At 65.7% G+C, this 19,691-nt stretch carries 15 protein-coding genes and 1 other RNA gene; 9 read left to right on the top strand and 7 right to left on the bottom strand.

Features of this window, described 5'->3' with window-relative positions; all coding sequences use genetic code 11:
* Positions 1 to 11 precede the first annotated feature (11 nt).
* Positions 12 to 4,157, bottom strand: coding sequence for a methyl-accepting chemotaxis protein (locus N6C22_RS10415; protein ID WP_261651039.1), 4,146 nt, complete (start codon positions 4,155 to 4,157; stop codon positions 12 to 14).
* A 266-nt stretch (positions 4,158 to 4,423) separates the two neighbouring features.
* On the opposite strand from N6C22_RS10415, the gene N6C22_RS10420 reads away from it, so the two are divergent.
* From N6C22_RS10420 to N6C22_RS10445, 6 genes are all read left to right on the top strand, one after another.
* Entirely contained in the window at positions 4,424 to 5,617 is a 1,194-nt protein-coding gene (locus N6C22_RS10420; RefSeq protein WP_261651040.1) for a hypothetical protein, read from the top strand.
* A 254-nt stretch (positions 5,618 to 5,871) separates the two neighbouring features.
* The gene (locus tag N6C22_RS10425) at positions 5,872 to 6,864 is read left to right on the top strand and encodes a glutathione S-transferase family protein (protein ID WP_261651041.1); all 993 of its coding nucleotides are present in this window, start codon (positions 5,872 to 5,874) and stop codon (positions 6,862 to 6,864) included.
* Positions 6,865 to 7,068: 204 nt separating this feature from the next.
* The gene (locus tag N6C22_RS10430; protein ID WP_261651042.1) at positions 7,069 to 10,734 is read left to right on the top strand and encodes a VWA domain-containing protein; all 3,666 of its coding nucleotides are present in this window, start codon (positions 7,069 to 7,071) and stop codon (positions 10,732 to 10,734) included.
* A gap of 56 nt (positions 10,735 to 10,790) precedes the next feature.
* Complete coding sequence (locus tag N6C22_RS10435) at positions 10,791 to 11,663, top strand: geranylgeranylglycerol-phosphate geranylgeranyltransferase (protein WP_261651043.1); 873 nt, start codon at positions 10,791 to 10,793, stop codon at positions 11,661 to 11,663.
* A 154-nt stretch (positions 11,664 to 11,817) separates the two neighbouring features.
* Positions 11,818 to 12,450 (top strand): recombinase RecA, encoded by a 633-nt coding sequence (locus tag N6C22_RS10440; RefSeq protein ID WP_261651044.1) that lies wholly within the window; start codon positions 11,818 to 11,820, stop codon positions 12,448 to 12,450.
* Positions 12,451 to 12,497: 47 nt separating this feature from the next.
* Positions 12,498 to 12,905: a CoA-binding protein gene (locus tag N6C22_RS10445; protein ID WP_261651045.1), complete on the top strand. Its 408-nt coding sequence runs from the start codon at positions 12,498 to 12,500 to the stop codon at positions 12,903 to 12,905.
* 4 nt (positions 12,906 to 12,909) lie between these two features.
* Here N6C22_RS10445 and N6C22_RS10450 read toward each other — a convergent pair whose 3' ends face one another.
* From N6C22_RS10450 to N6C22_RS10460, 3 genes are all read right to left on the bottom strand, one after another.
* Positions 12,910 to 13,890, bottom strand: coding sequence for a PLP-dependent cysteine synthase family protein (locus tag N6C22_RS10450; protein WP_261651046.1), 981 nt, complete (start codon positions 13,888 to 13,890; stop codon positions 12,910 to 12,912).
* A gap of 36 nt (positions 13,891 to 13,926) precedes the next feature.
* Positions 13,927 to 14,298 (bottom strand): DUF5798 family protein, encoded by a 372-nt coding sequence (locus N6C22_RS10455; protein ID WP_261651047.1) that lies wholly within the window; start codon positions 14,296 to 14,298, stop codon positions 13,927 to 13,929.
* A gap of 76 nt (positions 14,299 to 14,374) precedes the next feature.
* Entirely contained in the window at positions 14,375 to 15,925 is a 1,551-nt protein-coding gene (locus tag N6C22_RS10460) for an extracellular solute-binding protein (protein ID WP_261651048.1), read from the bottom strand.
* Positions 15,926 to 16,044: 119 nt separating this feature from the next.
* On the opposite strand from N6C22_RS10460, the gene N6C22_RS10465 reads away from it, so the two are divergent.
* The 3 genes from N6C22_RS10465 (at position 16,045) to N6C22_RS10475 (ending at position 18,081) form a co-directional block, all read left to right on the top strand.
* Positions 16,045 to 16,467, top strand: coding sequence for a hypothetical protein (locus tag N6C22_RS10465; RefSeq protein WP_261651049.1), 423 nt, complete (start codon positions 16,045 to 16,047; stop codon positions 16,465 to 16,467).
* Positions 16,468 to 16,548: 81 nt separating this feature from the next.
* Positions 16,549 to 16,860, top strand: an RNA gene (gene ffs / locus N6C22_RS10470) — signal recognition particle sRNA.
* Between the two features lie 153 nt (positions 16,861 to 17,013).
* Positions 17,014 to 18,081, top strand: a complete 1,068-nt coding sequence (locus tag N6C22_RS10475; RefSeq protein ID WP_261651050.1) for a hypothetical protein — start codon at positions 17,014 to 17,016, stop codon at positions 18,079 to 18,081.
* Between the two features lie 49 nt (positions 18,082 to 18,130).
* On the opposite strand, the gene N6C22_RS10480 is transcribed toward N6C22_RS10475, so the two are convergent.
* The 3 genes from N6C22_RS10480 to N6C22_RS10490 form a co-directional block, all read right to left on the bottom strand.
* Positions 18,131 to 19,045, bottom strand: a complete 915-nt coding sequence (locus tag N6C22_RS10480; protein ID WP_261651051.1) for a mechanosensitive ion channel family protein — start codon at positions 19,043 to 19,045, stop codon at positions 18,131 to 18,133.
* A complete protein-coding gene (locus N6C22_RS10485; protein ID WP_261651052.1) occupies positions 19,045 to 19,290 on the bottom strand; it encodes a YhbY family RNA-binding protein in 246 nt (81 codons plus the stop codon). The genes N6C22_RS10480 and N6C22_RS10485 overlap by 1 nt, the downstream gene beginning before the upstream one ends.
* Before the next feature lie 107 nt (positions 19,291 to 19,397).
* Positions 19,398 to 19,673 (bottom strand): ribonuclease P protein component 4, encoded by a 276-nt coding sequence (locus tag N6C22_RS10490; RefSeq protein ID WP_261651053.1) that lies wholly within the window; start codon positions 19,671 to 19,673, stop codon positions 19,398 to 19,400.
* Positions 19,674 to 19,691 lie beyond the last annotated feature (18 nt).

Raw genomic sequence — 19,691 nt, forward strand, 5'->3', positions numbered from 1 at the left:
AGAAGACGGCGTTACTCGTCGTCGTTCGGCTCGGACTGGGCAAACGAGAACATGTCGTCCTCGTTGACGTCCTCCTCGTCGACGTCCAGGTCTTCCTCGTCGGACTCGTCACCGAAGTCGATGTCCTCCATGCCGGGGACCTCCTTCGTCTCAGCATCGTCCGGTTCGTCCTCACCGGACTGTTCGACCGCCTCGTCTTCGAAGTCGAGCGCTTCGTCGAGCTCGCGGTCTATCTCTTCGGTGTCCTGCGCGTCGGCCGCTTCGGCGTCCGCACCGAAGGAGAGGCCGGTCGTCGGCTCGGCATCGGACTCGTCGTCGGCCTCGGCGGACTCTGCAGCAGCGTCCGCCGGGTCGTCCTCGGCCAGATCGTCATCGACCGGGTCGGCCACGACTGGGTCGTCCTCGACGGCCGAGTCGTCGGTCTCCCAGCCGGCTGGGGCCTCTTCGGTGTCCCAGCTCGCACCGGTCGGCTCGTCGGGCTCCCACTCGGGGTCGCCCGAGTGGTCCCCCTCCGCCGGCTCGTCTGCATCCCAGTCGGCGTCAGCCGTGTCGTCGTCGAAGCCGTCGTCGGCTGCCCAGGAGCCACTCGTGTCGGTGGTCGTGTCCCAGGCATCGCCGGTGGTGGACTCATCGAGGTCCGCGTCGGTCTCGACCGCATCGGCGTCGACGGTCTCCCAGTCATCGCCCGACTCCTCGAGTTCGGTGTCGGCGACTGGCTCGGTGTCGGCTTCCAGCTCCGCTTCGGGAGCCGGTTCGGCCTCGATGGCCTCGTCTGGTCCGTCCAGTTCGGTGGCCGGTTCCGCATCGTCCTCGACGGCCGGTTCTGAGTCGACGCTCGATTCATCATCGTCGGCCGGTTCGTTGTCGACAGCCGGCTCGGTTTCGGTGGCCAGTTCGTCGTCGACAGCCGGCTCGGTTTCGGTGGCCAGTTCCTCCTCGACAGCCGGCTCGGAATCGACTGCCGGCTCGGCAGCGTCGGTCTCGTCGCCACCCTCGAACGGCTCGAATCCTTCGAACTCGTCGTCGGCATCTGAACCGAGGTCGATGTCTGCTTCGTAGTCCACCGGCTCGTCAGTGTCTTCCAGGTCCGGCTCGTCGGGCTCGTCCGAAACGACCGGTTCCCCGGCGACGACCGCGTCGTCTTCCGAATCGTCGTCCACGGGGGGTGCCGGCTCGGCTTCAGGGGCTGGCTCGGCTTCGAGTGCCGATTCAGCGTCCGCGTCCACGTCCTCGGCGATGTCGCCACCGAGTTCGATGTCGGTGTCGAGGTCGTCCTCGGTCTCCGCGGCGTCCGCTTCTTCGGGCTCTTCCTCGCCGAACGCGATGCCCGGCGAGTCGTCTTCCTCCTCGTCGCTCGACTCGAGCGATTCCGTGTCGGGTGCACCCAGCGGTTCTGGGTCTGCCTCGTCCGCCGGAATCGGGTCCGACTCGACCGGTTCCGCCTCGCCGGCGGCGTCGGCCGGTCCGTCGAGCGTCGGTGCTGCATCAGCGTCCTCGGTCGGCTCGTCCGCCGGCGTCGCGGCCGCATCGAGGCTGTACTCGTCCGGGTCGACGTCGTCGACGTCGTCGAGGTCGCCGAGTGCGTCGCCGTCACCCTCCTGCTCGATGGGCGAGAAGGTCCCGTCGTCGAGCGGCGCGAACTCCTCGTCCTCGGAGGCCGACCCTGCACCCGCGTCCGTGGTCGGCGTGGTCTCCTCGCCGAACGTCGCCGGCGAGCCGAGACCACCCTGGGAGTCGGACGGGGCTTCCATCGGTTCCTCGAGTTGCCGGTCGTCGTCGACGGCGTCGGTGTCGGTCTCGGTTTCGGGCTCCGGTTCGGCGGTGAAGTCCGAGTCGTCGAGGTCGAGGTCCGTATCACCGGTGGTCAGTTCGCCGACTGCCTCCGCCGCGGCCTCGATGTCCTCGGGGTCACGCGTCTCCACGTCCTCGAAGAGCTCCTCGCCGGTACCGAACTCGTACTCGTCGTCCACATCCGTCTCGAAGCGGTCGAGTGCCTCGCTCAGGCGGGACGCCTGGTTCGCGAGGTCGCTCGCGGACTTGCTGACCTCGGTGAGCGCCGTGGTCTGTTCCTCTGCTGCTGCGGCGACGTTCTCTGCCTCCGCGGTCGTCTCCTCGGAGATGGTCGCTGCGTCGTCGACCATCGCGACGACCTCTTCGGTCGAGGCCGCCTGTTCCTCGGTCGCGGCCGAGATCTCCTGAACACCGGTGTTCGTCTCGGTCGCGTAGCCCGCAATCTCGTCGAGTGCGGTGACGGTCTCCTCGACGGCGTCGGTCGTCGCGGATATCTGTTCGCTCGCGCCCTCGACCGAGCGGACGGACTGGCGGGTCTTCGACTGGATGGTCTCGAGGCGCTTCTCGATGTCCTCGGCTGCGTCCTTCGTCTCCTCTGCCAGGTCCTTGACCTCCTGTGCGACGACGGAGAACCCTTCGCCGGAACTGCCCGAGCGTGCCGCCTCGATGTTGGCGTTCAGCGCGAGCATGTTCGTCTGCTCTGCGATCTCTGAGATGAAGTCGATCAGCTCGTCGATCTGCTCCATCTCGTTCTCGAGGTCACCCATCTGGTCGGTGACGACCTCACGGTTGTCCTCGAGTTCCTGCATCCGGTCGATTGCCTCCTGGGCCGCGTCACGACCACTGCGGCCGGTCTCTGCGGTCCGTTCTGCCAGGTCCGCCACCTCGTTCGAGGAGGATGCGATCTCCTCGATGGTGGTCGAGAGTCCGGACATCTCCTGACTGACCCGCTGGAGGCTGTCGTTCTGGCGGTCCGCACCGTCGGAAATCTCCTGGATGGATTCGGTCACCTGCTCGGAGGCGGAGCGGACCTCTTCGCTGGAGGCCGTAACCTCCTCGGAGGAGGTCGCGACCTCGTTCGCGAAGTTCTTGAGCTGGGCGGTGGTCTCCTCGATCTCGCCGATCATGTGGTTGAACTCGCGAGCGATGTCGGCCATCGCCTCGGACTCGGACTCGGCGTTCATCCGCTGGGTCATGTCCCCATCGGAGACGTGCTGCATCACGTCGCGGTACTCGTCGGCCTTGCGCTCGAGGTGGCGGTTCATCTGCTCCGCCTCGGCCCGTGCGAGCTCTGCTTGCTCACGGGCGTCCCGTGCCTCCTGGATCTGTTCCCGGAGGGCGTCGCGCATCGAACCGAACCCGTTGTAGAGTCGGCCGATGTTGTCGATGCGGTGCGTCTCGAAGTCGACGTTGAGGTTGCCCTCCTCCATCTGGGTCGTCTTGGAGGTGAGGCGGTCGATGGCCGACGCAGTGTTGCGTCCGATGACCGTTCCGACGAGGACGATGAGCGTCATGCCGGCGAGCGTCGCGTAGAGGCCCCACTGACTCACGTCGTTAACGAAGCCGTAGACGTTCGAGGTGGGCGCACTCACGGTGACGACCATGTCGCGGCCTTCGACGTTGGCGTAACTCGTCACGTACTCGTCGTCGGCGTACTGGTCACCGACGGTGCTCGCGACCGGGCCGGGGGCCGAGCCGAACTGCTCGACGCCGGGACCCGTCTGGGAGAGCTGGTAGAAGTTGGCACCGGGGTACGCGTCGCCGGTGATGTTCGCGTTGTTCGAGAACACGATGTCGTTGTCGGACCCGAGAATCATCGTGGTCTCGCCGTCGTCGACGGCCATCGTCTGGCCGTAGTTCGTCACGTCGACGGTGGTGACGATGACCTCACTGCCACTGCTCGCTTTGACCGGGTAGGCGTACGCCACGACGGTGGTTCCCTCGTGGTCCGTGTAGGAGCTGTAGACGACACCGGAATCGCCGTCGACCGCGGTCTTGCTCGCGAGTTCACTCGCCCAGGGCGTCTGGAGCTGGCCGAGGGCTGCGTCTTCCATCTGGTTCGCCGTGGTGGCGGTGACCGTGTTGGATTGCAGCTTCACGTAGTACATGTCCCGGACGCCACGTTCGAACTGTAACACCTGCGTCCGGCCCTCGAGAAGGGCGTCGATCTCGGATTCGTTTCCGGATTCTACGTCGCTACTCCAGGCGACGTTCTGTGTGATGACGATGTTCCGTTCGTCCCATTGGCGCAAGTTCCGTGCTTCTTGCACTGCACGGTCTTCGAGTCTATCGTTGACGCTGTTCTCTACTTCCTCTGTGATCTGGCCAGTCGCGACGAACCCTACCGCCCCGACCGCCAGGCCCATTATGAGGAGCGCGATACCGAATTTCAGCGCATAACTTCTCCGAATAAAGTTTGGTATGAGTCGACGAAGCGGGCCCAGCATATGCTCGAAACGGTGGGTACCAGAATATAAAACAACACCGGAGATTATCACGAATGAAAACCGGGTAAACCGGCGACTTTACCCGTGCCTCTTTAAGTTGACGGCCGTTTTCGCTTTCGGCAATTCTGTCTGGCTCGCTTCGAGTGTGATAAAGTACAAGCGGGTCACCGACGAACGAGGTGACGATGGGTCCCGCGGAACTCACCGAGTACGTCGAACACGCGAGCGAGGTGGTCGCGGCCTCGTCGGAACTGGGGATGCGAAACACCCAGCTCAGACTGGTCGAGCCGTTCCTGGAGACGCTCGGTTGGAACGTCAGAGCACCAGAGGTCGAAGCCGCCTACGAGGTCCCCGCGGCCGACGTCAGGGTCGACTACGCGCTGCTCGCGGACGGCCGACCCGCCGTGTTCGTCCTCACAGAGCCCTGCGAGGACACTCTCGAGGCCGAAGCCCGGACGTCCCTCTTCGACGCCATGCGCGAAACAGATGTGGGCTGGGGCGTCCTCACGAACGGCCGGCAGTTCGCGTTCGTCGGCCGACGAGATGGGCGTGACGAATGGGTCGAGAGTTCGCTGGCGGAACTCCCCGAGACCACGACCGTACTCGAACGGTTCACCCGTGCCAGCGCACTCGAGCGTGCCCGGTCCCGGTCGCGAGCCGAACGGGCGCTGGCGGCCGAGCGGCTGGCGGGCGCTGGCGAGGAGCTTGTCGACGACCTCGTGGCGGAGCTGCTGGAGACGACCGACGGGGCGGCGGCCGCGGATATCGAGACGGCGACACGGGAGTTCGTCAGGCGACTGACCCGGTCGTTCCAGCCCGACGACGAGGAGGGTGCGGGACAGTCGTCGACGGCGACGACTGATGTGGAACGGGATACGTCGACGACCGACGATGACGGCGACGATTCGGAGCCAGACGAGCGCGAGGCATCAGCCGACAGGTTCGACGACGAATCCGACGACGAATCCGACGACGAGTCCAGCCAGACTGCCGAGGGCGTCCAGACCGTCGCCACCGCATCGGCTGGCAGTGATGGGGAGTACGTTGCCCGGTTCTTCAGGGACCGAACCTCGGTCGGGGCGGTCGGGAGTTCGACGGTCGCAGGGACGATGGCACAGGTCGTCGACTATCTCATCGAGCACCACCATCTCTCGCGATCGGTGTCGCTCCCGTACTGTCCGGAAGACGACGGCGTGGCTGTGCTCCACCGCGAGCCCAGGCATCCGACTGGGGAGCCGATGCGACCAGCGGTCGAACTCGACACGGGGCCGTACCTCTGGACCGGTGGCGACGTCGAGGCACAGCGGACGCGCCTGGAAGACCTCGCCTCACGGGCAGGGCTTCGGGTGATGTTCCAGGGCGACTGGAGCCCCCGGTAACCGGCGCAGCCGACTGTTCTGAGCGAGCGGTTCAGATGGCGAGGACGATGAATCCCACCATCGGCACGATGAGCATGAGGACACCGATGAGTGTTCTGAGTACAGCCATGTTCGAATAGTTCTTTGTGTTCACTGCACATAATAATTTCTACTATAGTATTGGAATTTAATGTGTTCCGGGCCGGTATCATCGATACCGGAAGTCGACTGGGGCCTGCGGCAGTCGTTAATGCCCCCGGGCCGATAGGGACCGCATGAACATGCTCGTCGACGGCGAGTGGCGCGAGGGCGCGTACGAGACGACCAACGACGACGGTGAGTTCGACCGACAGGAGACCAGCTTCCGGGACTGGATAGCCACCGACGACGATGCCCGGTTCCAGCCCGAGCCGGGCCGGTACCACCTGTACGTCTCCCGGGCGTGCCCCTGGGCACACCGTGCGATGATTGTCCGGCGGCTGCTCGGACTGGAGGACGCGGTCTCCATGGACATCGTGGACCCCTACCGCGATACCGACGGCTGGCAGTTCACCCCCGAGAAGGGCGACTGCACCACGGACTCTGTCATGGGTGCTGACTACCTCCGGGAGCTCTACACCGCAGCCGACGACTCCTTCACCGGTCGCGTGACCGTCCCCGTGCTCTGGGACCGCGAGGAGGAGACCATCGTGAACAACGAATCCGAGGAGATAATCAAGATGTTCGCGGATGCGATGGTCGGCGTCGGGACCACCGGGGTCGACCTCTATCCGGCGGAACTCCGTTCGGAGATCGACGCGGTCATCGAAGACATCTACGACCCCATCAACAACGGTGTCTACCGGGCCGGGTTCGCAGCGAGCCAGTCCGCCCACGAGAACGCCGTGACCGAACTGTTCGACGCCCTCGACCACTGGAACGAGGTGCTGGCCGACCAGCGCTATCTCGTCGGCGACCGGTTGACGCTCGCGGATGTCTGCCTGTTCACGACGCTGGTCCGGTTCGACGAGGTGTACCACACCCACTTCAAGTGCAACGTCCGCCACATCACCGACTACGAACACCTCTGGGGGCACACCCGCGAACTGTACCAGTTGCCGGGCGTCGCCGAGTCGGTCAACATGGCCCACATCAAGGAGCACTACTACACGACCCACGACGACGTCAACCCCAAGCGGCTCGTCCCCGTCGGCCCGGACCCAGCGTTCACGGAGCCACACGGTCGCGGTGACCTCCCCGGTGGCCCGCCGGCAGGCCTCTCGGACTGACGACGACCCGTGCTGCTCTGAGAGGGTCGATCTACGCGCCGGGTACCGCTTTTCGGGAGCTCGATTCAAGAGCCGTCGCAGTCGGCCGTTACAGGACTTGCGTTTTCGAAGTCGCCAGTCAATTTCACACCATTTGCAGTTCGTTCAATGCCCATTAGAATTATATACACAATATTCGTGTGTAAATATAGTTAGGTTGGGACCATGCAATCGCCATCACAGACCACTACCACACGCGACCGACGAGGCGTGTCACCTATCGTCGGACTCGTCGTCCTGATGGGCCTCGTCGCCGTCGCGTCGGGGTTCATCCTCCTGAACGCGGTGTCGGTCACCGAGTCGGTGCAGCAACAGAACGAGATTCGAAGCGCGGAACTCACCCTCGAAGAGGCCAGTGCCCGGTTACGCACGCTCTCGTTCAGGGACGTCGGCGACGTGAGTTCCATCGACCTCACGGGAAAGAACGCGGAGGACGCGACCATCCGTGACGACGGGACGGTGACGTTCCAGATAAACGGCCACGCGAACTGCCAGGCGTCGATGGCACTGGGCTCCGTCGTCTACGAGAACGACGACGGTGACACCGTCGCCTACCAGGCCGGTGGCGTCTGGAAGAACACCAGTTCGGGGTCGGTGATGGTCTCTTCGCCCGGCCTCGACTACCGCGTCTCCGACGACCCCCGACCGATTCGGACCCTCGACTTCCCGGTGGTGAACGTCGAGGGTGCCATCGACGGCGACGGGGAAGTCACCGCCCAGAAGGTGACGAACGCCAGCGAGCGAGCCGCACTGGAGCAACGACTCTGTCTGCCGGTCTCGACCAACGCCAGCATCGACCGCGTGCGGACCATCACGATAACCATCGAGAACTCGTCCTACATCGAGGCGTGGAACCGGTACATGCAGGACGAGTTCGAGGGCAACGTCATCGACAGCGAGTACGACCAGGCGAACAGCAGTCTCTCGTACACGGTGCCCCTCGGACAGGCAGTCTCCCCGGGCGAGTTCGTCGTCGAGGACGCCGAGGTCAAGGCCGGTATCTGGGGGACCGGCACGACCGACGTCGTCTTCGAGAGTTCCCCCGCCCCGGTCGGCACCGAGACGCTGGTCGACAGCTACGACTCGGCGGTGGCACCACACGCGGTCCAGAGCGGCTCGGCGGCGCTCGTGGTGAACAACGGGTCGATAACCGTCCGCCAGGGCGTCGAGATTCGCGGTGACGTGGCCGTCGATGGCGACGTGACCATCCAGGGGAACGCGGCCGACCCGACCCGCATCGACGGGAACGTCTCGTACAACGGGAGCAATACCACGCCGCCGGACCACCAGTACGACGTGACCGGGTCGTGGCACGACGGCTTCGCGTACACCGGGAACGCGATTCCGCGCGCCGACGACGACGTCGAGTTCGCCGTGGACTCGGCGCTGCTCTCGAACCACAACGACGAGACGCCCGTGTTCGACGCGAGTCACCTCGACTCGGTTCGCCAGTCGGGCACCGTCGACGGCGGCGTCTACCTCGCCGAGAACTTCGACGTCGATTCGGGTGAGACCGTCACCTTCGACACCAGCAGCGGCGACGTGGTCGTCGCGGTGAACCGGTCCGTGGACGTCCAGGGGCGCATCGAGGTCGAGGGCGATGGGCAGGTCCGCCTGTTCGTGATGAACGACGTGACCGTCGGCGGGGCCGTCACCGCGCTCGGACCGGGGGGCTCACCGACGAACAACTCGACCCGGTTCTGGACCTACGCGCGCAGCGGCGCGGACGTGACCTTCGAGCCGGGGTCGCGCTACACCGGCGTCACCTACGCACCAGGGTCTTCCGGGACGACGACGCTCGAAGCGAACTGGCCGGGCGACCACGCGGAGGTGTTCGGTGCCGTCGTCGGTGGGGAGACCGTCGTCGAGAAGGGAGCACAGCTCCACTTCGACGAGAACGTCCGGACCGGGAACCTCGACTCCGACGGCGACGGCATCCCCGACTCGGCCGACCCCGACGACACGGTCGCAGACGGGGACCTGGACGGCGTTCCGGACAGCTACGACGACTGTCCGGCAGCCGCCCAGAGCCACACCGGTGAAAACGGTTGTGCCGGCGTGGACGAAGACGAGAGCAAGAACGCGCTCGTCGTGAACCAGTCGAAAGCGCGCGTCAGCGTCGCCGGGACGGTCGTCGCGGACGTCGTCGAGACGACGAAGACGGTCGGCGAACGCGAACCCCTCGACGTGGTGTTCGTCATCGACGACTCCGGCTCGATGGGGACGGAGCAGGTCCAGACCTACGATGACCCGAGCCAGTGGACGAGTGTCCGTGGAGGCTGTGAGAACGTCTACATCCCACGCGGCGACACCGACCTGATATACGACGGCCGCTACTACCAGGGCGTGAGTGGGCCGGGCTATCTGAATCTGTGCAACGGCGATAGCTATCGCGTCCAGGAAGCGACCGTCCAGGACGGCTTCAGATGGCACATCACGTACGACGACGGGTCGACGGTGAGCAAGGTGGGCGGTGCGACCGTCGACACCGACGACATCGACGCGGTCACGGTTGTCAACGTCGGCAACGACCCGACCGACGAACGCGAGAAGGCGATGCAGACCTTCATCGGGCTGTTGAACGCGTCCCGAGGTGACCAGGTCGGTGTCGTCTCGTTCAGCACCGCCAACAATCCGGACGCGGTGGTTCGACACGACATCAAGACCCGCGGGCTCGACTTCGACGGCGCGAACACCAGCCTGAACCTCCAGTCCACGGGTGGCACGCCGATGGAAGACGCCATCGAACGGGCCGAGAAGGAACTCGAGCAGGGCGACAACGACAAGAAGGTCATGGTGTTCCTCACCGACGGTCGCCCCGACGGTGACGAGGACGACGTCCTCCAGGCCGCCGCCGACCTGCCGGACAACATCCAGATACAGACGGTCGGTCTCGGCGGGAACACCGACGAGGACCTCCTGAAGGACATGGCGAGCACCACCGACGGGAACTTCTCGCAAGTGGGTGACTCCGAGGACCTCGAAGAGACCTTCCGGAAGATCGCCGGCGACGTGACCGAGGAGACCGTCACGGTCATCCAGCACAAGAACACCAGCCTCTCCCTGAACTTCGGCGGGCAATCCGTCGAACTCGACGACGTCAGCGTCGAGCCCGATGGTACCGACACCGTCGAATCGGTCGATATCGACGCCATCGACGTCGGCGACTACTTCTCGGTCGCGGCGACCTCGCACAACTGCGAGAACATGACCGCGGCCTGGGACACTGTCGAGCACAACGGCGAGGAGTACGACTACGTCACCTGCGACGGCATCAACCAGACGACCCCGACCTACCAGTCGCAGTCGAACGCCTCCGACACGCACCACGAGACGTTCGTCGACGGCGACGCGGTCCCGCCGTCCTCGGCGTTCACCGCCGGCTGGTACAAGGACAGCTCGACGCCGTTCCGCGACGTCATCTCGAACTACGAGAGCCGGACCGGGCTGGACCTCATCGACGAGTCCAGCGGGGAGTTCGACCTCGGCGAGAACGACGCCATCATCGTCGTCAGGCTCAACCACGACGCCGAGGACACCGACTTCGTCGTGTTGCACTTCGATGCGTACGACACCACGGTCAGCTATCCGGACCCGCCCGGTTCGCCCGACGAGACGGACGACGACTCGGGGAGCAACCGGAGCAGCGACAACAGCTACGTCGTCGACATCGACCGGGACACCATCGAGGTCGGCGACAACGAGTCGAATCGAATCGCAGTCCTCCCGGGTGTCTCCCACGCGCCGGTCGACGCCGCAGTCGCGGCCAGTCAGCCGGCCGGTCCATCGCTGACGCAGACCGCGGCCCTCCGTGCTCGGCCAGTTGCCTGAGGCACGGCCCGACGCCAATCACGCCTTTTTTGCTGTATCACCAGACAGTGAAGCGTATGAGTGTCACAGACCGGGTCACGGGACTGGTCGAACTGACCCGGCCGGTGAACGCCGTCGCCGCCGGGTTCCTCACGTTCATCGGGGCGTTCGTCGCCGTCGGTGCGGACGTGACGGCCGTCTCCGGCGGCATCGAGTCTCCGGCGATTCGGACGCTGGCAGCCGGCGTCACCACGGTCCTCGCGACCGGCGGGGGCAACGCCATCAACGACTACTTCGACCGGGACATCGACCGCATCAACGCGCCGGACCGGCCGATTCCCCGCGGCGCGGTGAGTGCCCGTGGCACGCTGGCGTTCAGCGTGCTCCTGTTCGCGCTGGCGGCCGCGTTCGCACTGGTGTTACCTGCGCTCGCCATCGGTATCGCGGTGTTCAACCTGCTGGCGCTGGTCGCGTACACCGAGTGGTTCAAGGGAACTCCCGGGTTCGGGAACCTTCTGGTGGCGTACCTCGGTGGCAGCACGTTCCTGTTCGGTGGGGCCGCGGTGGGAGATGCAGCCGCCTCCGCAACGTTGTTCCTACTCGCCGCGCTCTCGACGGTCAGTCGAGAGGTCATCAAGGACGTCGAGGACATCGCTGGCGACCGGGAGGAGGGATTGCGGACGCTGCCTATCGCGGTCGGTGAGCGGCGGGCGCTTCTCCTCGCGTCGACCGCCCTCGTCGCGGCCGTCCTTGCCAGTCCCGTCCCCTTCCTCCGGGAGACGCTCGGTATCGCCTACCTCGTCGCTGTCCTGCCGGCGGACGCCCTGATGCTGTACGCGGCCTACGAGGGCTTCAGCGACCCGACCGCGAGCCAGACCCACCTCAAGTACGGGATGTTCCTCGCGGCCGCGGCGTTCATCGTCGGTCGGGTCGCCGTACTGGTCGCGTAACCCCCGAGAATCACCGACGGCGATGAGTTGTGATGCCGTAGTGATGATTTTAATCAAAAGTACTATAAGCCGGATACTGTATTCTCATACCATACGAGGGAACCGGTCTCGACACCAACCGGACGGCACTGGTCCCGAGTGATGTAGAAACGCCATGTATGACCTGGCCGACGTTCTACCGGATGCGGAACTCTCTCCCGGCACGAACCTGCTGGTTGCCGGTCCACCGCTGACGGGGAAACGACAGATCGCGCTGGACATCCTCGCTAGTGGCTCCAAGCAGGGCGAGGGCACCATCGTAGTTACCACCAAGGACAGCGCCCAGAAGATCTTCGACCAGTACGAGGGTCGCGTCGACGACATCGACGCGGTCGACATCGGCATCGTCGACTGCGTGACGAAGCAACGAGGCGTCAACAACGTCACCGACGACGCCCGGATCAAGTACGCGTCGTCGCCGGTCGACATGACGGGCATCGGTATCAAGCTCTCCGAGTTCCTCGAGGAGTTCTACGAGGTACGAGGCCACCGCAAGAACCGTATCCTGCTGCACTCCGTCTCGACGCTCCTGATGTACTCGGACCTCCAGACCGTCTTCCGCTTCCTCCACGTGTTCACCGGCCGCGTCCAGTCCGCCGACGCGCTCGGCGTCTACATCATCGACTCGACGGCCCACGACGACCAGACGATGAACACGCTGAAACAGCTGTTCGACGCGGTCATCGAGGTCGAGGAGAACGACGACGGCGAACCGACGCTCCACACCGCCGGTATCCCGTCGCAGTAACCGGACCGCCCGGCACGCTTTTCGGTCCCGCAGCCGTCTCTTCAAGTATGCCAGTCCAGAGTGACACCAACCTTCGCGAGGTTCTCGAGTACGACACGGTCGCCGTCGTCGGCTGCTCGAACTCGCCCGGCAAGGCCGCCCACGACATCCCGAAGTACCTGCAGTCACACGGCTATCGAATCGTTCCTGTGAACCCCTTCGCCGACGAGATTCTCGGCGAGCCAACCTACGACTCGCTCGCGGACGTCGAGGAGGAGATCGACGTCGTCGACGTGTTCCGTCCCTCCGAGGAGGTCGCGGGCATCGTCGACGAAGCACTGGCCCGTGACGACGTGAAGGTTATCTGGACCCAGCTCGGAATCCGTGACGACGATGCCGCGAAGAAGGCGGAAGATGCGGGCATCCAGGTGGTTCAGGACAAGTGCATGAAGGTCGAGCACTCCCGACTCGTCTGACGGCTCAGCCTTCCCACTCCTCGTACGGCCGGTAGATACCCTTCGAGAGGTATCGCTCGGAGGAGTCGGGGAAGACGGTGACGACCGAGTCGTAGGGAGCGTCTATCTCGCCGCTCGCGATGCGCTCGGCGACGCCGATGGCGGCGACGCTCGCGGCACCAGCCGAGGACGCGACCAGGTGGCCTTCCTCGCTGGCGAGGCGCTGGACCTCGGCGTGGGCGGCCTGGTCGGCGACCTGGATGATGTCGTCGACGAGGTCGGGCTCGAACAGCTTGTTGGTGGTCGTGTCGTGGGTGCCGATACCCTCAATCTTGTAGGCGTCGGCGTCCGGGTGGTCGCCCTTGAACTCGCTGTAGAGCGAGCCCTCGGGTTCGACCGCGCCGACGTAGGTCTCGGGGTTCTGCTCGCGGTGGTACCTCGCGATGCCCATGAGGGTCCCGGCGGTGCCACAGCCGGCGACGACTGCGCCGACTTTCCCGTCGAGGGCGTCGTATATCTCGGGGGCGGTGGTGGCGTAGTGCGCCTCGGTGTTCAGCGGGTTCTCGAACTGCTGGGGGACGACGGCGTTGTCGAGTTCCGAAGCGAGTTCGTGGGCGCGGTCGATGGCCCCGCCCATGTCGTCCTCGGTCGGGGTGTTGATGACCTCGGCACCGAGCGCTCGCATGAGCTGTTGCTTCTCGAGCGAGAAGCGTTCGGGGACGACGAAGATGGCGTCGAGGCCGAGCTGGCCGGCGGCGACCGCCAGCCCGATGCCGGTGTTGCCCGCGGTCGGCTCGATGACGGTCCCGCCCGGTTCGAGCTGGCCGTCTTCGAGCATCCGTTCGAGCATGTACTTCCCGATGCGGTCTTTCACGCTGGCACCAGGGTTGAACGATTCCAGCTTCGCGTAGACGGGAACGTCGTCGGGGGCGGCGTGAACCCGCACGAGCGGCGTCTCACCGACCGTCTCCAGCACCGAGTCCAGCGGTTCCTCGTGGGTCGTCATACTGGGGCAATAGTTGCCGCCGCCCGATAGGTGTTTTTACTCGCTCGTGCTGGCAGAACTGGTCGTCCCCTCGTCCGGTGCGGTGCCTTCCTCTTCGACGGGGATGTCCTCGGCCGTGGAGTCGGCATCGGCGACCGCCTCGGCTGGGGATTCCGCCTCGGTGATGAGCTCGTCCGCGAGGAGTTCACCCACGTCGATACCCTCCTTCTCTGCGAGTGCCTCGAGGATCACGCGGTGCTCGGTGAGCTCCGTCTCGAGTTCACCGACCGTCTTCGTGGTCGCGTCCACGTCGTTCTCGATCTGTGTGAGGCGCTCCCTGACGTCCTTGAGCTGTGCGTAGAGCTGTTCTGCGCGCTCTGAAACCGTCTGGAGGGTCTGTAGCATCTTGCCTGCCGAACCAAGTCCCATACTGATATTATCGCCCCCGGGGATGTTGTGCGTTCCGCCTCGCGATGGAGTGACACGCCTGCGCTCCGGCGGGCGCTCAGTCGGCCGCTTCCACCGTCTGAAGGTCGTCGGCGAGCGCTGTCATCGCGGCACCCGGAGTCGAGTCACCCGAAAGGGCGGCGTGGACCCGCTCGACGACCCGTTGCGATTCCTGGGGCCAGACCTCAGTCACCGGTCGCGGTATCGTGTTCTCGACGGCGTAGGCCAACTGCGGGAGGTACGGCCCGAGGGGGTTCGCGTCGGCCGGGAGCGAACTGAAGAGTCCCGTCTCCGGGGGCAAGAGCGCCAGCTTCTCGAAGAGGAACCGTCTGACCCTGTCGGTGGTGACGGCTTCGAGGACGGAGACGGCCTGTTTCTGGAGATCCGACGGGGCATACGGGTTCACCAGGAAGTGCCAGCCGCCGAGCGCCGCCACCGAGCCGCCGGTTTCCGGGTAGTCGGTCCGGGACCGCGGGACGCCCGTCGGCAGGGGCATCACACCGAGGTCCGACCCGAACTGCTCCTCCCGGGCGTTGATCTCGATGGCGTACGGCCAGTTCTTGTGCATCACGACCCGCCCCTCGGTGAACGGGTTCCGGGACGGCTCCTCGGTGTACTCCAGGACCTCGGCGGGCGCGATGTCGCCCGCGACCCGGTCGAGCGTGTCCGGTGCGTCGGTCCCGTGGATGAACGAGCGCAGCAGCCGGAGGGCGTCGAGCACCGGGTCTTCCTCGACCGTCACGGGGCGCTCGCCGACCGGGCCGAACAGGTACTTCTCGGGCGAGCCGAAGTACGCGCCCCCGAGCGAGGACATGACCTCGTTGAAGGTGCAACACGAGAGGCCGATGTACCTGTTCGCCTGGAAGGTGTAGCCCTGCGTGTCGGTCTGTTCCATCGTGTCCTTCGTGACCTGCGAGAAGAGTTCCCAGTCAGGCGGGTCCGTCGCCCAGTTCGCCCCTTCGGGGTCGTAGCCCGCCGTCTCGAGCAGGTCCTTCCGGTACTGGATGGTCGGGGCCTGGACGAACACCGGGAGCCCGTAGAGTGCCCCGTCTCGGTCACTCGCTGTCTCGACCAGCGGTTCGACGTACTCGTTCTCGACGCGCGAGGCGACCGGGGCGGAGAAGCGCTCCGAGAGGTTCGGGAACGGGAAATTCCGGAGGAACGGCATCGCCCACCCGGAGTCCATCATCATGATGGTCGGCTCGGGCTGTTCAGCCTCGAGCAACTGCTGGTACCGGTTCTGGCGCGTGATGGTCGTGTGTGGGCCCTCCAGGAACTCGACCTCGACGTCACCGCCCAGCCCAGCACCGTGTAGTTCGTCGACGACCTCGTCGCCGATCTCCGCGAACCGGCTGTCCGCGTGGATGGTGACCGTCGTCGGCCGGTCGTCGTCGCGACTGGTCGTCGAGCGTGCCGTGGTCGTCTCCGTCACGTCGAACGACGACCGCTGCCCGTCGTCGCCGTCGTCGTCGTCATTCGCGACCTCGACCCCGACGAGTGTCCCGAGCCCGAATCCGACACCGGTCCCTGCCGCGACCTGGAGGACGCTGCGTCTGTCGACGAGTCCCCGAGATTGCAGGGACCCGGTACGGGGAGAATCGTCTCGCATCCCTTGGTTCGTGTACGCACAGCGCACACTTCAAACCCCAGACCGGCGGCCGATACCCGGCGCGGCGGGTGCCTGCTGCCTTCGCGGCGTTTATGTCCCGTCCGCGACGAGTCTCGCCTATGAACCGGTTCCGGACCCCCCCGACAGTCGGTATCGTCGCCGCTGTCGCGTTCGTCGTCGCCGTCTTCGTCCCGTACGTCACGCTCTCCGAGACCGCCATCTCGGGGCTGTCGACGTACTACGGCGTGGGCATCGTCTCCCCGGCGTATCTCTCCCTGTTCGCGCTCGTCGCGGCCATCGTCTTCGCGGCCGGGCGCGAGGGTCGCACCGAGCCGGACCTCGCCGCCGGGGTCACCCTCGTCTTCGGCCTGGTGATGGCGTTCCTGACGCTGTCCTGGGCGCTCGACGCCGGCAGCATCGTCAGCAGCCTCGGTACCGAGGACTGGATGGAGTACCACCCGTGGGCCGTCCTGCTCTGTAGCGTCGCTGTCGCCGCCTGTAGTGCCTGGTACGCCCGCGTCCTCGGCCTGTTGTCGGTCTGAGCCCCCAGACCTGCCGAGCGAAACCGGCCGCCGTCGAACGGTTCGAGTCGAAAGGTCCTTAAGAGGCAAGCGGCTACGATGGAGTGGACTAGGTCGGGCAGTTAGGCCCTGCTCCCAACCCGCGATATGGTCTTTAGCGGGGACCGAATCCTGAGGGCGTCCGGTCAGACCCGGTCGGGCCTCGGGAGTCGACGTAGAAGCCTCGTCCGTCGGGGACGGCGGTCGACGGGGTCCATCCGCAGGGATGGCACTCCGTCGTTGGTCGGCGGTAATGAGTCAGGCACGGAAGTGAGCAGCTCACCGTCGGACACCCGTCGCTCGATGGGTCGCGGGGTGGAGGAGACGACCGAGATTCCCCGTCCGGGAACGCCGGGCAATCCCAGGCGTCCACCATTCATATCGCATTCATCCCTTCCAGCCGCGGCTATCCCCCGTTCGTCCGGACTCTCACGCCTACTGAGGAGTGATTCGGTATTTGGGTCAGCATCTCGTCACTAGAGGTAGTATGGTCTTGGTATCGCCGAACCGGGCACCGGAGGGAGACGCGTGAGTACCGAGACGGGCACTCGTGAGACAGCCGGCAGCCATCACGAGCCACAGGCGCGTTTCGACCTGCTGTCACCGACGGACGGGCCGGTCGCGGCCGGACTCTGGCTGGTCCTGTTCTACTTCGTGGTCGACCGGCTGTCCGGCCCGGCAGTCGTCGCCATCCAGCGCTGGGAGCCCGCGGTCGCGGCGGACTCGGTGACGACGTGGCTCGCGGTGCTACTGTGGCTGGTGGTCGGTGCGGTCGTCGTGAAACAGCTCGTCCGACAGGTGACCGCCAACCCGCGGTCGTTCGACTCCCCGACGGAGCGACTGGCGTTCCTCGACCGCGACCGACCGACCCAGACCGCCTACGTGTTCTACACTGCGACGGTGCTGGTCGGGCTGGTCGTCGCTGCGGCGGTCTGGCCGGCCGTCGGCACGTTGCTGGACCGGCTGTTCGCGATGGTGCTCGAACGACAGGACGGCGCGACGTTCGACGTGCAGTCGGCCGCACTGCTCGGCGCGTTCTTCGTCGGGTTCGCCGTCGCGGCCCGCGCTGCCGACCGGCTGGTCGTCGGCGGGTGCCGCGACCTGCTCTACCGGTCGCTCCAGCCGACCGACGTGGCGGCGTCGGCGACCGCCCGGGCCGACGCGATGCGACTCGCCGGCTGGGCCGCCATCGCCGTCGCCGTCGTCCTCGTGGGGTACTGGCTCGTGTTACTCGGCAGTGGTCAGGTACCGGCCGTCCAGGACGAGCCGCTCCCGCTGACGCCCAGGCTCGTGGGACAGGTCGGCACCGGCATCGCGCTCCTCGTCGCCGGCACGGCACTCGTGACCGAGCGGTCGTACGCGATTCGAGCCTTCCTGGTCGCGGCGGGCCTGCTCGCCTACGCCTTCGTCGACGCCGTCGGCTACTTCGTCCAGCAGGGTGACACGGTTGGCGTCGGCCTCTTCGTCGCGCTGACCGTGGTCGCCGTCGGCGTCGCCCGGCCGGTGATCGCGCGGAGCTGGTTCGACGCGCGACGGACCGAACAGGTCAGCACCGCCGAGGGCCCCACTGTCGAGGAGTTCTCCGACGACGACTGACGAACGAGCGGACTGACGAACGAACGGACCGGCGAGGAAAGAACCGCAGTCAGTCGTCTGCGGTGACGACTTCCGAGAGCTGTGCCACGTCGAGGGAACCGCCGATGGTGCGGTTCGGGTAGGGGATGTCGATGCCCTCCTCGTCGAAGCGCTCCTTGACGGCCTGGACGTACTCACCGCGGGTCCGGACGAAGTCGGCGCGCGACGGGTTGTCGATCCAGATGCGGGACTTCAGCCCGACGGAGGAGTCGCCCAACTCGGTGAGTCGGACCGTCGGCTCGGGGTCGTCCATGATACCGTCGTGTTGCTCTGCTTCCTCGACGATTATCTCGGTCGCCTTGTCGATGTCGTCGTCGTACCCGATGCCGAACAGGAACTGCAGACGGAGCTGGTCCTTCGCGACCGGGTTCTTGATGACGCCGTTGGTCAGCTGCGAGTTCGGCACCGTCAGGAGCTCGTTGTCGAACGTCCGGACACGGGTGACGCGCAGGCTGATGTCCTCGACGATTCCCGAATACCCGTCCCACTCGATCCAGTCGCCGATGCGGAAGGGCTTGTCCGTGAAGATAAACACGCCCGCGACGAAGTTCGCGATGACGTCCTGCATCGCGAAACCGATGGCGAGCGTGGCCGCCGCACCGATGGTGGCGAGGGCGGTCAGGATGTTTCCGAAGCCGGCGAACGCGAACGCGAAGCCGATCGCGGCGAAGATTATCGCGAAGTTGGTTATCTTCCGGAGGGGAATCCGGGCGTGTTTGTCCAGTCCCCGGCGGTCCATGAGCGTCCCGACGAGCGGGAGGACGACGATCCGCCCGATTGTGTAGACCCCGAGGAAGCCGACGAGGAACAGGATGGCCGAGGCCACATCGGCTGCGTACGCTTCCGGGACGCCGGCGTCGAACAGGGCCCTGGCGAGCCCGTCGAGGCCCGCGCCGTTCCCCTGCAGGAGTACGCCCCCGAACATCAGTTGTAGACGGCAGTGTTCCCGCGAACGTCGAACAGCTCGGCGTTCACGAGGGCTTCCAGTTCTTCGGCGAGCTCCTCGGTCGAGGTGCCCCCCCGGGCCGCCCGGAGGAACTTCACCTTCACCATCTGGTTTCCTTGTAGCTGGTCGTTCAACTCGTCGACGACCGCGTCGATACCGCCTTTGCCGACCCACACTGTCACATCGAGTTCGTGGGCCTCTCGGCGAAGCTCTTCGTTACTCATACCCCCCGCTTTTGCGGCCAGCGCTTTCAATGTTTCACCAAACGTGCGAGGTCCAGGGGTGGACGAAAGAGCGGGTAGCGACGGCCGACAGGACCGATATCGGGGGGTTAGCGGTACGGGTACCGCGTGTGGTGCCCGCAGTCGCAGGTCACGACGACGTGGCCGTCCTGCAGTCGCGTCCGGGCGTTCACACCCGGGAGGAGGTAGGCGTCACAGTCGTCACAGGTGAAGCGTCTGAACCGGTACGGGAGCCGGACCCGGTTCCGCTCGGCGATGCGTCTGGCGAGCCGGACGTACTCTCGGGCACGGTCGAACTCGCCGTTGCGCGTCGCCTCGCGGGCGAGGGCGTCCAGCCGGTCGATTCGCTCCTCCGCGATGGTCATCTGTCCGTGGGTTCCGCC

It is taken from the genome of Haloarchaeobius sp. HME9146 (assembly GCF_025399835.1).
Lineage (GTDB): Archaea > Halobacteriota > Halobacteria > Halobacteriales > Natrialbaceae > Haloarchaeobius.

Excerpts from the sequence above, each read along its gene's own strand:
- N6C22_RS10425 (WP_261651041.1), top strand. The coding sequence starts at position 5,872 with ATGAACATGCTCGTCGACGGCGAGTGGCGCGAGGGCGCGTACGAGACG.
- N6C22_RS10455 (WP_261651047.1), bottom strand. The coding sequence starts at position 14,298 with ATGGGACTTGGTTCGGCAGGCAAGATGCTACAGACCCTCCAGACGGTT.
- N6C22_RS10415 (WP_261651039.1), bottom strand. The coding sequence starts at position 4,157 with ATGGGCCTGGCGGTCGGGGCGGTAGGGTTCGTCGCGACTGGCCAGATC.
- N6C22_RS10465 (WP_261651049.1), top strand. The coding sequence starts at position 16,045 with ATGAACCGGTTCCGGACCCCCCCGACAGTCGGTATCGTCGCCGCTGTC.
- N6C22_RS10460 (WP_261651048.1), bottom strand. The coding sequence starts at position 15,925 with ATGCGAGACGATTCTCCCCGTACCGGGTCCCTGCAATCTCGGGGACTC.
- N6C22_RS10450 (WP_261651046.1), bottom strand. The coding sequence starts at position 13,890 with ATGACGACCCACGAGGAACCGCTGGACTCGGTGCTGGAGACGGTCGGT.
- N6C22_RS10485 (WP_261651052.1), bottom strand. The coding sequence starts at position 19,290 with ATGAGTAACGAAGAGCTTCGCCGAGAGGCCCACGAACTCGATGTGACA.
- N6C22_RS10480 (WP_261651051.1), bottom strand. The coding sequence starts at position 19,045 with ATGTTCGGGGGCGTACTCCTGCAGGGGAACGGCGCGGGCCTCGACGGG.
- N6C22_RS10430 (WP_261651042.1), top strand. The coding sequence starts at position 7,069 with ATGCAATCGCCATCACAGACCACTACCACACGCGACCGACGAGGCGTG.
- N6C22_RS10490 (WP_261651053.1), bottom strand. The coding sequence starts at position 19,673 with ATGACCATCGCGGAGGAGCGAATCGACCGGCTGGACGCCCTCGCCCGC.
- N6C22_RS10435 (WP_261651043.1), top strand. The coding sequence starts at position 10,791 with ATGAGTGTCACAGACCGGGTCACGGGACTGGTCGAACTGACCCGGCCG.
- N6C22_RS10440 (WP_261651044.1), top strand. The coding sequence starts at position 11,818 with ATGTATGACCTGGCCGACGTTCTACCGGATGCGGAACTCTCTCCCGGC.
- N6C22_RS10420 (WP_261651040.1), top strand. The coding sequence starts at position 4,424 with ATGGGTCCCGCGGAACTCACCGAGTACGTCGAACACGCGAGCGAGGTG.
- N6C22_RS10445 (WP_261651045.1), top strand. The coding sequence starts at position 12,498 with ATGCCAGTCCAGAGTGACACCAACCTTCGCGAGGTTCTCGAGTACGAC.